Origin of the sequence: Neorhizobium sp. LMR1-1-1.1 (assembly GCF_040675795.1) — a bacterium.
Taxonomy (GTDB): domain Bacteria; phylum Pseudomonadota; class Alphaproteobacteria; order Rhizobiales; family Rhizobiaceae; genus Neorhizobium; species Neorhizobium cellulosilyticum.
The window spans coordinates 650,977-663,883 of record NZ_JBEGHE010000001.1 but is presented as its reverse complement, the minus strand read 5'-3'; the positions used below and the strand labels follow the sequence as shown (position 1 = coordinate 663,883).

The following is a 12,907-nucleotide window of genomic DNA, read 5'->3' as shown; positions in this document are numbered from 1 at the left end:
CCCGCTAGAACCGACTGACTGCGCAAGGCAGAGCCTAGAGGAGAATAAGCAATGAAAGCAGCACGCTGGTACAGCGCCAAGGATATTCGCGTCGAGGAAGTCACCGAGCCGAAGCCCGCAGCAGGACAGGTGAAGATCAAGGTCAAATGGGCCGGCATCTGCGGCAGCGACCTGCATGAATATGTGGCAGGCCCGATCTTCGTGCCGGTCAAGGCTCCGCATCCGGTCAGCCACGACGTCGCCCCGATCATCATGGGCCACGAATTCTCCGGCGAAGTATCCGAAGTCGGCGAAGGCGTCGAGCGCGTCAAGCCGGGCGACCGCGTTGTTGTCGAGCCGATCCTCGCCTGCGGCAAGTGTGATGCCTGCTTCCACGGCAAATACAATCTCTGCGACAATCTCGGCTTCCACGGCCTTTCCGGTGGCGGCGGCGGTTTTGCCGGCTACACTACGGTGGGAGAGCGCTGGGTTCATAAGATGCCCGAAGGCCTGTCCTTCGAACAGGGTGCGCTTGTGGAGCCGGCAGCGGTTGCCCTGCATGCCGTGCGCATTTCCAGCCTCAAGGCCGGCGGGACCGCAGCCGTCTTCGGCGCCGGTCCGATCGGCCTGCTCGTCGTCGAAGCTCTGAAGGTGGCCGGCGCGTCCGCGATCCATGTCGTCGAGCTTTCTCCGCAGCGTGGCGCCAAGGCGATCGAACTCGGTGCGACCAGCATCATAGATCCGTCCAAGGAAAACGCTGCCCAGCGGATCCGTGAACTGACGCCCGGCGGTGTCGATGTCACGTTCGAAGTCACCGGCGTGCCCGCTGTCCTGCAGCAATGCATCGACGCAACCCGCTATGAGGGCGAAACGGTCATCGTGTCGATCTGGGAAAAGGAAGCCCCATTCCAGCCCAACACGGTCGTCCTGAAGGAAAAGAGCCTGAAGGGCACGATCGCCTATCGCGACGTCTTCCCCGCCGTGATGAACCTGATGGTCCAGGGTTATTTCTCGGCAGAGAAGCTGGTGACCAAGCGCATCGAACTCGACGACATCGTTGCCCAGGGCTTTGATACGCTGGTTGCGGAAAAGAGCCAGATCAAGATCCTGGTTCGCTCGCCCGATTGATCGATCCAAAAATCGCTTCAATTAACGACAAGCCCGCGGCCATTACCGCGGGCTTTTTTATTGCAGCTCTTCGCCTCAGCGCATGCCCGGCGGCATGTTGCGCTGTTCGGCCGCCATCATCTCCGCAAGCGCCGCACGGAAGAAATCGATCAACAGGAAGACCAGCAGGCTGACGCCCATCACCGGCAGGGCGATACCGAAGACAAGAGCCACGGCCAGTGCCGTGATCTTGGCAACCGGCGGCAGGTAGGAAAAGCTGCGGATCAGCGTTCGTGCCGATGCGCCGGGCGCGGGACGGCGCAGCCACCACATGCGGTAGCCGTAGATGATCATCGCTGTCAGCGCGAGGCCGAGCACCGCCATCAAGACCTGATTGGCAACACCGAACAGCACGCCCATATGGGCATCGATCCCCCAACGGATCAGCTTGGCGACGATCGGAAACGTTTCGAAATCCGCCCGGCTCGTGACGTTGAAATTGGAGGGATCAACGGCGATCGTATCCACCTGCGTCGGCCAGCTGCGATCATACTCGCTGACACGGAATGCCTGGCCGACGGTGCGCGGCGGCCGTATCTCGATCATCGGTGAATCGATGCCGACTGCGCGAGCTGAGCTGACTACCCTGTCGAAACGCGCAACCATATCCGCTTCGGAAACCGGCGGTGCAGTCTCGACCGCCGCACCCATGCCATGCGCGGCATGTTCGCCCAGAACAGGCGCTTCCGCCTGCGGATTGAGCGCCGTGGTGATGGCCGGCGTGATCCAGCCGACTTCGTTGCGGAACGTATCGATATTGCCACCCGCCCAGCGCGACCAGGTAAGCCCGGTAGCGGAGAGAAATAGCAATCCCAGCGCCGTCCAAAGGCCGATCAGCGTATGGAGCCTGCGCGAACGCTGCCAGTTGCTGACCTTGGCAGCCTTGGGACGTGCCACGCTTCGCTGCCAATACCACAGTAACATCCCGCCGAGGATCGAGAACCACAGCCAGGATGCGGCAAGCTCGCTGTAATGCCGCCCGATATCGCCGAGCAGCAGGTTGCGATGCAGGTAATCGAGCGTGATGCGGAACGGCAGGATGCCGCTCGTACCATAGGTGATCAGTTCACCCTGAACCGCCAGCGATGCCGGATCGACGAACACAGTGCGGGTTTCGGATTCCCCCAGATCAGGCTGGCTGAACATCACCCGCGTTGTCAGCCCGGGCGCGGTTGCGGGCCTCACGGCAAACAGCCGCGGCGCCTCTCCGATCGATGCCCTTGCCGCCGCGATCTGCTCCGACAGCGGATGCTCGGGGCCGGCAGTGCGCGCGACTAGCTGATCGCGATAAAGCAGGCTTTCGATCTGCGGCGTGAGCACGTAGAGCGTGCCGGTTACCGCAGCAACAAGCAGGAAAGGCCCGACGAACAGGCCGACATAGAAGTGCAGGCGCGTGATGAACTGCCTGATGGCGGCAAAGGACGGTTGCGCGGGCTCAGCCTGCATATGCGCCTCCCAAAAAGGACGCTGCGCACAGCGACGCCGGAAGAACTATCCGGGAAAAGGTCATGATGATCTCCAATAGGACGACAGCCGGTAACAGCCGGCAGAAAGGGTGACGTCAGACTGGAAAGATTGGTGGTCCTCTTGCATCGCCACTGAGACCGAGCCTGCGTGGCGCAACAGCGGCCTCGACCATGGCCACGAGCGTTGCCGCGTCGATCGCGATGCGCCCGACGGGTGCCGGCGCCTTGGACGGAATACCGACATGGACCGCAGCCGCCACCTGGCAGGCGGTCAGACAGCAATCCTTGGCATGCTTGGCGTTTTTCGGCTCACCCGAACCATGCGTCCCGCCATGGCCAGCATGCGGATCAACCGCATGCTGCGAATGATCACCGACACTATCGGTGGAACAGATGACCATTTCCGCAGGAGAGGCAAATGCCATCGCACCGGTGCCGAATCCGCCGATCAAGGCTTGCAGCGCCATCAGCACGCCGATCAGAGCGGCCAGCGGGCCGCCGCAAAATCCGTCTCTGATAAGGTGCCGAAGGAAACGCATGGCTGAACCTCATCACAATCAAGGTGATGATTGTCAATGCGACATTAGCGCATATCGTCGCGCGACATTCGGCCCAACCGCAACCCACCAAAAGAAAAAGCCCGCAAGGTTTTCAAACCTGCGGGCCTTCTGATTTTGCTTGAGCGATACTTACTGGCCGGTCTGGCCGGTCGTGTTCTGGCTCCACTCGCGGATCGCCTCGTCGAAAGCCTTCACGCCATCAGGTCCCTTCTGCAGGGTCAGCAGAGCGCGGCGACCGTTGCGATAGGCAAGCGGGATGTCGATCCAATTGCGGGTCCGCAGGAGCTCGAGATTGGTCCTCTGCGCATCCGGGAAGTCATTGAGCGCGATCATGTGGAAATCGTCGGTGATCTTCGCCGGAACGGCAACCAGTGCGTTTCCACGATCCTGCTCGGTCTGCTTCATCGCAATCCGCAGAACGCTGTCGATGGCGCCGCCTTCAAAGTCCGGTGGGACTGCGAAGACGATCTCGATCAGATGGCTCGCCGGCAGCGACGAATCGCTGTTCTTCTTGACGGTCAGAAGGGCTGTCAGGCCACGACCCGGAATTGTGATACGGCCCTGGACCACGGGTTCCGCCGGTCCCCCATTCTGGCCCGGCTCACGCTGGAGAGACCAGGAGACACTACCTTCGATAGCTGTTGGCGCGGATTGCCCGATACGCTCCTCGTAAAGGAACATCTTCTCGCCGGCAGCAGCAGGCACTTCGGTCGCCGAAGCGCCGGGCGTTGCCGGTGCCGCAGTTCCGGCAGGAGGAGTTGCCGTACCGGTGGTCGAAGGTGCCGCAGGTGCGGGATCGGCCGGCGGCGCATTCAACTGGGCAACAGACTGTCCCTCGGCATTTTGCGCGAGGCTACCCGCATCACCCGGGCCTGCATCGACTTCGCTTCCGTTTTCGAGAAGCCTCTGCGTGAACTTCGTCGCGGTCGACGAACCGTCAGCCGGCGGCGGCGTGGTCGTCTGTGGTTGCGCAGGCGTTGATGCGCTCGGCTGCGGCTGGGCAGCGGGCGGCTGTGCGGCAGTACCGGAATTTGCCGGCGCGCTGGCAGCAGGCGTTTGCTGAGCCGTTTCGCTCGTGCTGGAGCCCGACGGCATCAGACCGCCAACCATGTCGTTGAGCTTGTCGCGATACATCCAGGCACCATAAGCGCCACCACCGATGATGATCAGGCCCAGAAGCCCGAGGATCATGCCGGCATAGTTGCGCTTGCGAACCGGCGTCACCCGATAGGGCTTGGCCGGCGGCGACAGCAGATCGCTGAAATCATCTTCATCGGCCGCCTTTTGCGGCTTCTGCTCCGAAGAAGGTGCATCCTTCGTGTAGCCGATCAGATCTTCCAGATCGCTCCACGGGTCACGCTGCTCATCCTGCTGCGACTGCGGCTGTGCCTGAGCCTGTTTCGGCTGCTCCACGGGCGCGGAAGGCTGCGCGTTCACATAGGCTGCGAACGGGTCTTCGTCGACTTCGTCCGCCGGCCGGGATGTCTGCGGCATATCTGTCGCTTGCGGCATGCGGACCGGCTCGGCGGAGACATGCATCTCCTCCCCGAAATGGGCGGCGACCGGCGCGCTGCGATGTCCGGCATCGAGATGGCGGGTAAGGTCGTCGACCTCGTTCCACGCCGAGTCTGCACTAGGTTCTTCGGCCTGGTGAACCGGCTCCCGTTCCGGGGCGGCCCATGTCGTGTGGTCCGCAGATACGGTTTCCGGTGCGACGTAATCCTGCGTCGGCGCCTGCGGTTCTACCTGCCATTCAGCGGGAGCAGTGTCACGTTCCGCAAAAGACTGCGTTTCATGGCGTTCTTCGGCGAATGGAGAGGCTTCCTCGCGCGAATCAGCTTCAGGGCTATAGGTCGTCTCCTCGACAGCGACCTGCTGCGGATATTCGACCTTTTCCTCGGGAACGTCGTCACGCCAATCGCCGTAACGCTCTGCCACAGGCTCTTCGGCGGCCTCCCGCCAGTCGTGCTCTGCCGGTTTCGCTGCGGCCTCGGAATGTGGCGCTTCTTCCCAATGCGTTTCCGGCTCGCGATAGGGTTCGGCTACGGTTCCTGCCTCGGCAGGTTCCTCTTCCCTATAGGGTTCGGCAAGAGAATGCGAAGCGGCAAGCTCTTCCGCATGCTGTGGTTCCGCGGCTGCTGCCGGCACTTCGGCATACTCCTCGACCGGTTCCGGCGCCTCATAGGGCACCGGCGCAGGAGCGACAGCTACCTCCGGCTCCGCCGGAAGCGCTTCCGCATGCTCGGTCTCGACCTCGATGATGGCCGCTTCCAGCTTGTCCATCTGCCGCCGCAGCATTTCCTCCGGCGGACGAGGCTTCATGTTCTCAAGCTGGCGCTGGACGGCACCGCGGGCCTTTTCATAAACCCGCGTGCGCGCCTCGGGCGTGTTGGTCGCCAAACCGTCAACAGCGCGGCGGATCACCGCTACAAAATCAGCCATCAGCACTTTCTCATGGTAGCCGGCATCGGCCGGCCGAATGGATAATCAATTCTTGACATTAATCTTCAAACGGGTCGGTCACAAGTATCGTGTCGTCGCGTTCCGGGCTTGTGGACAACAGTGCAACCGGGGCACCGATAAGCTCTTCGACCTGGCGCACATACTTGATCGCCTGGGCAGGAAGTTCGGCCCAGGTGCGGGCGCCGACCGTCGATTCCTTCCAGCCTTCGAGCGTGATGTAGATCGGCTCGACACGCGCCTGAGCGGCCTGCGAAGCCGGCAGATAATCGATTTTCTGGCCGTCAAGCATATAGCCGACGCAGATCTTCAGCTCTTCGAGACCATCGAGAACGTCGAGCTTGGTCAGCGCGATGCCGGTAATGCCGTTGGTTGCAACCGACTGGCGCACAAGAGCAGCATCGAACCAGCCGCAACGGCGCTTGCGGCCCGTCACGGTGCCGAATTCATGACCTTTTTCCCCAAGAAACTGTCCGATTTCGTCCGTCAGTTCCGTCGGGAACGGGCCTTCGCCGACGCGCGTCGTGTAGGCCTTGGTGATGCCGAGGATATAACCGAGCGAACCCGGCCCCATGCCGGAACCGGCAGCGGCCTGGCCGGCAACGGTGTTGGACGAGGTGACGAACGGATAGGTACCGTGGTCGATATCGAGCAGCGAGCCCTGCGCACCCTCGAACAGGATGCGCGAACCCTTGCGGCGCTCCTTGTCCAGCAACTGCCAGACGCTGTCCATGAACGGCAGGACCGTATCGGCGATGGAGGTCAGTTCCTCCATGATGTCCTTGTGCTCGACTTCCGGAGCACCGAAACCACGACGCAGGGCATTGTGATGGGTGAGAATGCGCTCGACCTTGGCTTCCAGCGCATCGCGGTCGGCCAGATCCATGACGCGGATGGCGCGGCGGCCGACCTTGTCTTCGTAAGCCGGGCCGATGCCACGGCGGGTCGTGCCGATCTTCGTGCCGCTGTTGGAGGCGGCATCTTCACGCATACCGTCGAGTTCGCGGTGGAGCGACAGGATCAGCGTGGCGTTTTCAGCGATTCGCAGATTTTCGGGGGTTACCGTCACACCCTGGGCAGCAAGTCGCCCCATTTCGGCAATCAGCGCATGCGGATCGACGACGACGCCGTTGCCGATGACGGCCATCTTGCCTGGACGAACGACGCCGGAAGGCAGCAGCGACAGCTTGTAGCTTACGCCATCGATGACGAGCGTATGGCCGGCATTATGACCGCCTTGGTAACGCACAACGATGTCGGCGCGCTCCGAGAGCCAGTCGACAATCTTGCCCTTGCCCTCATCACCCCATTGCGAACCCACTACGACACAGTTCGTCATATCTGCTTCCTGCCCTTTGGACGAAACCCGCTCGACGATGCCGGTCTATGACCTCGATCGACAGCGAGCCTTACACAAGTTCTTTTTCTCGAAGCCGGTCGGTCACGGCCAACGGCTCCACAAACGCGCGCATCTATAATGCCTTGGCGTGAGGAAAGCGACCTGTTTGTGACTGCGACAAGGTTTTTGCGTGACAAAGGCCAAAACCGCACGCTATTTGCCAAATCGTAAGAGCATACTGGCGTCGGCAGGGCGGCGTGTCTAGGAGGCAACGTGCATCGCCAAGCCTATCTGTTTCTCGTCATCGCCACGCTTTGCTGGGGCGGCAATGCAGTCGCAGGCAAGCTTGCGATCGGCCATATCAGCCCGATGATGCTGACCTTCTGGCGCTGGTTCTTTGCCGTCGTCATCATCTTCGCCATCTCGCTGAAGGATTTGCGCCGGGACTGGCCGGTGATCCGCGCGAATATTCCCGTGCTCGGCTTCCTCGGCATCGTGGGCTACGTCGTCTTCAACGCGGTGCTCTACACAGCCGTAACCTATACAAGCGCGATCAACGTCACAGTCGAGCAGACGCTGATTCCCGTCCTCATCTTCATCCTGAATTTCGCGTTGTTCAGAACGAAAGTGTCCTGGCTCCAGATCGTCGGTTTCAGCCTGACCGCAATCGGTAGTCTGTTGACTGCGGCTCACGGGGATTTCGCCACGCTCGTCACCCTGACGGTCAATTTCGGTGACGCGATCATGATCATAGCGATCGCCGCTTACGCCTTGTACACGATCGCGCTCAGATGGCGCCCGCCGATCAGCTGGAAAAGCCTGATGGCGGTGCCGGCGCTATTTGCGCTTGTCTTCAGCATTCCGCTCGCAGGCTGGGAATTTTCGAGTGGCGGCATGATCTGGCCGGATATGACGGGCTGGATGGTGGCGCTCTACACGGCCGTATTTGCCTCACTCGTGGCTCAGGTCCTCTATATCAGAGGCGTGACGGACATTGGCGCCAACCGCGCCGGGCTGTTCATCAATCTCGTGCCCGTCTTCGGTACGCTTCTCTCGGTCATGCTTCTCGGCGAGCAGTTACAGCTGTTCCATGTCATTGCGCTGGTCCTGGCGCTTGGCGGCATAGCCATAGCCGAACGCGGAAAGCCGGCCCTCACCTGAGGTCCGGCAAATGTCGAAATAGAGACAATAGAGACAGGCGCAACACCCGCTGGCAATCAGCGCCGACCATCCGCGAGTACTAGATGTCGATGCAGTCGAAGCAATCCTGCACGGCTATCGACTTGGCTTCATCTGAGCCAAACATGTCGAAATAGACATCCAGGTCGGTAATCGCATGGTCCACTTCGGCCTGTTTGACGACAACGGATGCAAGTTCGCGTGCAAAGCCGCCTGGGCCAGCAGCACTGGCTTCCTTGCCGTGGATAAGTGCGGCCAGAACAGCCGCCGAAATAATAAGCTTCCTGATCATTGCCTGAACCCTGTTTTACGGACGGCTCTCTGGCCATCGCGTTTCGTTCTGGCACGACTTTAGGCGGGACAACTTTTCGGCGGGCTTAAATGGAAAGATGCAATTTTACTGAAATGGCTCTTTTTCCCGCCTTGGCACAGGAAAGATCACCCGTCAGGCATAAAGCAGATTAGGCAACCGGTCACTTTTCGGCATCACGCCCATCCACACGACGTTGACGCCAGTTGAGCCTGCGGCCACCATCGTCATCATGCCTGTTGCGGATACGTCGAACGAGCAGCCATATTGCTATCACAACGATAGGCACGGAAGCCCCGGTCAGTACCTCCGGCATGATCGCCAGCCCGACATAGTGCAGCGACTTCGCAAGATAACCGACCAGCCCGATCACATAATAGGAAATTGCAGCAACCGACAGACCTTCGACGGTTTGCTGCAGACGCAATTGCAGGTGCGACCGCTTGTCCATCGAAGCAAGTATCTCGGTATTGAACTTTTGCAGATCGACATCGATCCAGCTACGCAGCAGCGCCGTGGCACGGGTCAGCTTTCGGGACAGGTTCATTTGCCGCTCTTCGACCGACTGGCAGGTTCGCATGGCCGGCGCAAGACGGCGATGGAGAAAGGCGCCCAGCGTCTCACTGCCGGGCAGAGCCTTTTCCGCCAACATGCCCACACGGTCGAGAACGATGTCGTTATAGGCGCGGCTTGCGCCGAACCGGTAAAGGCTGAGCGCGGCATTGGCTTCCAGCTCCGCCGCAAGCGTGGTGATTTCCAGAAGCATCTCGTCCGCCTCGTCACGCGCATGCTGCTTCATGCGTTGCGTGATTGCGGTAAACCGGGCCTCGAACTGCCTGATTTCCGGTGAAAGGCTCTGCGCCATCGGCAAGCCCATCATCGCCAGCGTGCGATAGGTCTCGATATCGAGAATACGCTGGACGAGCATGCCACGCGCAGCATCGGTCATGCCGTGATCAAGCACCAAAAACTTCGTCAGCCCATCGCCATCCTGCCGAAAATCGGTGATCAGCGTTGCCTGATTATCGGCCACCATACTCTGGCAGAGGCTCGTCGGATCGAAACGGGAGGTAATATCCGACATATCGTCGCCCGCAGGCCGAACCTCTATACGCACACCGGAAATAAACGGACCGGGCGCGGCAAAGCTCGCGCCGAACGGGTTGACCGCAATTTCGCCTCCGAATGTCGCCGGCGCAGGCGTGTCCCAGAAATAGGTCGAAAATTCCGTATGTCGTTCCCAGCGCAGCGTGCCGCTGCCCCAGCTCATCGTGTGGTGGCTGGTATCGGGAGACGGTGCAGGCACGCCCTGCCCCAGAGAAAGCTCCGCAAGGATGGAATGGTCTGCGGACAGATTGGCCTCCGTAAGGAACGCCAGTTGGAAGATAACCCGTGGTAGCGGCAGCAGCGTGTAGGGTCGCGCATGGATTTCACCGAGCGCTCGCGCTCTCACATCAGCGACCGGAAACGAAAAACTGCGCTTGGACATGCATGCTTCCCCAATTGGGCTTTTCAAAACCCACCTTCATGCTTGACTATTATCAAATGCGTGTGACCGCACGACGTGGCGCTTTGCCGCAGAATCCGCTGTTCAAAGCATCCTTGCAAGGACCATGCTGCTCACAACTTCGGGGAACATGCGATCCTTAAACTTTTCATTAAATCTTAAGAGTCATCTATCGGGCATGACCCGTGTTTCTGCGATGCGTATTGCGTTTTTCATCGCGCTCCTCACTCTCGCCGGCTGCGCCAGCGCACCCAGCAGGATTAGCAACGCCTGCGCGATTTTCGAGCAGCGCGACGGTTTCTTCAACAATTGGGAACGACAAGCACGTGCCGCAGAGCGCGAATACGGCGTGCCCGTACCGATCCTGATGGCGACGATCTACGTCGAATCAAGCTTCCGGGCCAATGCCCGTCCGCCCCGCAAATGGTTCCTCGGCTTCATCCCCGGCAAGCGGGCATCATCGGCCTATGGTTACGCGCAAGCCCTCGATGGCACCTGGGCCACCTATCAGCGTGCCACCGGCCGCTGGGCAGCTCGCCGCAATGACTTCGGCGATGCGATCCGTTTCGTTGCTTGGTATCATAACCAGACGGCGGCACGGAACGGCGTTGCCCGAAACGACGCTTACAATCTTTATCTCGCCTACTACGCCGGACATGCGGGATATGACCGCGGCAATTTTAGCGGCAGCCTGAGGCAGACTGCTCAGAAATCGGCAGGAATGGCAGCACGTTACGCAGCACAGTTGAAGGGTTGCGGATACTGAGCATGAAGGCGGAGCCAAGCGGGCTTGCGAACCCTTCGATCACACGACGGCGTATCTGGAGAAAGAGCAGCCCGCTCTTTCTCGCAACACCTGCCTCACATCCGAAGATAATCAGGACCGCGCATTATCGGAATGGACGATGCGCGGCCGGCTGGGTTCCCAGATCCTGACACCGTCCCGGCCATCACGCTTTGCCGTGTAAAGCGCCTCGTCAGCGCGAGCAATGAGGCGCACTGCATCCGTCGGCCCCGAACCAGACCCAAGCGTGGCAACACCGATGCTGACAGTCACGATACCCTTGTCGCTTCCCGTATGAGGAATGCGCAGCCCCCTCAATCGCTCGCAGAACTCCTCCGCAATCTTCAGTGCCGCCGCTTCATCGATATCCGGCAGAACCAGTGCGAGTTCCTCTCCACCATAACGGGCGGCCCGGTCACTGGTCCGGCGGGCTGCCGCTCTCAGGCAATCGGCGACTGTCTTGAGGCAGGAATCGCCCGCTCCATGGCCATAGGTATCGTTGAAGCGTTTGAAGTAATCGACATCGATCATCAGAAGTGCGAGCGACCCTTCGCCACGCGCAACCCGATCGAGCTCCTCGGCCATCACCGCATCGAAAGCGCGGCGGTTCAAAAGTCCGGTCAGACTATCCGTCTCGGCAAGCACGGAAAGCCTGTCATTCAGGTTCTGCAGTTCCAGTTCATGCTGTTTGGCGGCGGTAATGTCGGAGCAGATGACGAAACAGGCCCCTTCCGGCGTCGGACGCGTACGGGATTCGATCCAGCGCCCGTCGGCAAGCGGAAACTCAACGGTGCCGCCCTGTTTCAACCGCCCAAGCGCGATATCCACCCACTGCGCGACCTGCTCCTGTGGTATCCCGACGAGTTCGCCGCGAGCAATCGATGCATAAAGAATGGCGGCTGCCGGCGTACCGGGAACGCGCAGATCGGCGGTAACGGAAAACATTGCCCGGTAGCGCTCATTACAAAAGACGAGCGTGAGATCCTTGTCGAACATCACGAGACCATCGGAAATGCTGGACAGAGCTTCGGCAGCACGCCTGTCGCTCTGTGTAAGGGCTGCCTCAAGCAGCTTCTTGTCGGTCGTATCGCGGCTATGGGTGATGAGCCCGATGATATTGCCGTCAATGTCGGTGAACGGGGCCTTGAGCGTGGAAAGATAAGACCGGCTGCCATCCATTCGGGCAAGCATCTGCTCTTCGACTATCGCAGTTCCAGCCTTCAACGCCTTTTCCTCGTCGGCACGAAAAGCTGCGGCCACTTCCTGGCAGAAGAAATCGAAGTCTGTCTTTCCGATCAGCGCATCGGCATTCTCCGCCTGCATCAGGGTGGCGGTGGCCGGGTTCGCCATGATGAACCGGCCTTCACGATCCTTCACATTCAGCGCCTCCGGCAGGCTGTTGATGACATGGCGGTACATGTGGTTTCGCGCCTCCGTCTCCCTCCGCCTGATCTCGTTGGCAAGCGCGACACAAGCCATCAAGGTCGCCACGAAAACAAGCGTCATGTAAGGCAAACGAATCTGAGGGCCGGTATCGATATCCTGATAGAGGGCGTAGACAAAACCCGGCGCCATCGCGCCAATCGCCATCACCAGTGAAAACAGCACGTTCGCCTTGAGAGACGGCGCATCCTTCGTCTTCAAACGCCAACCGACAAGCCCGGCAGCGCAGGCGAATGCTATTCCGACCAGTCCGATCGTAGCCCCTGCTCCACCAAGATAAACGCGGAAAGCCGCCGCTATGATCGTGGTCACGATACCCGCAAGAGGGCCGCCGATAAACGCAGAGGTCCCGATCATCGTCATCCTCAGATCGATGAAGAAACCTGAGCCGAGCTGGAACGGGATCAACATCAGGCTGATCGCCCCAAGGCCGAACAGGATACCGAAAGCCCATCCCCGAATGGATTCTTTCTGACCGAAAACCGGCAGGCGAATGTTGGACCAGAGCGATATGACCAGCGCCACCACCGCCATATTCGCAAGCAATCCAACCCAGAGACTGTTCAAATCTTTAACCCTCGCACCAGCATCATGCTGGCTTCTATCCGACCCATTGTACGGTTTCCCCCACAAGGTTTGATTAGCGGAGATCGACGCCGGAGGGAAAAGCTTTAACCAGAGTTAACAGAAACTTACTCAGTTTTATCGGCCTG

Annotated in this window: 10 protein-coding genes; 3 read left to right on the top strand and 7 right to left on the bottom strand. The window is 60.1% G+C overall.

Features of this window, described 5'->3' with window-relative positions:
- Positions 1-51 precede the first annotated feature (51 nt).
- On the top strand, positions 52-1,107 hold the full coding sequence (locus tag MRBLMR1_RS02985) for a 2,3-butanediol dehydrogenase (RefSeq protein WP_148145839.1): 1,056 nt from the start codon (positions 52-54) through the stop codon (positions 1,105-1,107).
- A 75-nt stretch (positions 1,108-1,182) separates the two neighbouring features.
- On the opposite strand, the gene MRBLMR1_RS02980 is transcribed toward MRBLMR1_RS02985, so the two are convergent.
- The 4 genes from MRBLMR1_RS02980 to MRBLMR1_RS02965 form a co-directional block, all read right to left on the bottom strand.
- Positions 1,183-2,592 carry a PepSY-associated TM helix domain-containing protein gene (locus tag MRBLMR1_RS02980; RefSeq protein ID WP_148145840.1) on the bottom strand — a complete coding sequence of 470 codons (1,410 nt, stop codon included), beginning with the start codon at positions 2,590-2,592 and terminating at the stop codon, positions 1,183-1,185.
- 115 nt (positions 2,593-2,707) lie between these two features.
- Entirely contained in the window at positions 2,708-3,151 is a 444-nt protein-coding gene (locus tag MRBLMR1_RS02975; protein WP_148145841.1) for a DUF2946 family protein, read from the bottom strand.
- 150 nt (positions 3,152-3,301) lie between these two features.
- Positions 3,302-5,614, bottom strand: a complete 2,313-nt coding sequence (locus tag MRBLMR1_RS02970) for a ribonuclease E domain-containing protein (RefSeq protein WP_148145842.1) — start codon at positions 5,612-5,614, stop codon at positions 3,302-3,304.
- Positions 5,615-5,672: 58 nt separating this feature from the next.
- A complete protein-coding gene (locus tag MRBLMR1_RS02965; RefSeq protein WP_148145843.1) occupies positions 5,673-6,971 on the bottom strand; it encodes an adenylosuccinate synthase in 1,299 nt (432 codons plus the stop codon).
- 273 nt (positions 6,972-7,244) lie between these two features.
- Between MRBLMR1_RS02965 and MRBLMR1_RS02960 the strand changes: the two genes are divergently transcribed.
- A complete protein-coding gene (locus tag MRBLMR1_RS02960; RefSeq protein WP_148145844.1) occupies positions 7,245-8,132 on the top strand; it encodes a DMT family transporter in 888 nt (295 codons plus the stop codon).
- 79 nt (positions 8,133-8,211) lie between these two features.
- On the opposite strand, the gene MRBLMR1_RS02955 is transcribed toward MRBLMR1_RS02960, so the two are convergent.
- Complete coding sequence (locus MRBLMR1_RS02955) at positions 8,212-8,442, bottom strand: hypothetical protein (RefSeq protein ID WP_148145845.1); 231 nt, start codon at positions 8,440-8,442, stop codon at positions 8,212-8,214.
- Positions 8,443-8,623: 181 nt separating this feature from the next.
- A complete protein-coding gene (locus MRBLMR1_RS02950; RefSeq protein ID WP_148145846.1) occupies positions 8,624-9,949 on the bottom strand; it encodes a DUF3422 family protein in 1,326 nt (441 codons plus the stop codon).
- Positions 9,950-10,163: 214 nt separating this feature from the next.
- On the opposite strand from MRBLMR1_RS02950, the gene MRBLMR1_RS02945 reads away from it, so the two are divergent.
- Entirely contained in the window at positions 10,164-10,733 is a 570-nt protein-coding gene (locus MRBLMR1_RS02945; protein ID WP_148145949.1) for a transglycosylase SLT domain-containing protein, read from the top strand.
- 111 nt (positions 10,734-10,844) lie between these two features.
- Here the strand turns inward: MRBLMR1_RS02945 and MRBLMR1_RS02940 are convergent, their stop codons facing one another.
- Positions 10,845-12,761 (bottom strand): diguanylate cyclase, encoded by a 1,917-nt coding sequence (locus tag MRBLMR1_RS02940; protein ID WP_183685237.1) that lies wholly within the window; start codon positions 12,759-12,761, stop codon positions 10,845-10,847.
- Between the last annotated feature and the right edge of the window lie 146 nt (positions 12,762-12,907).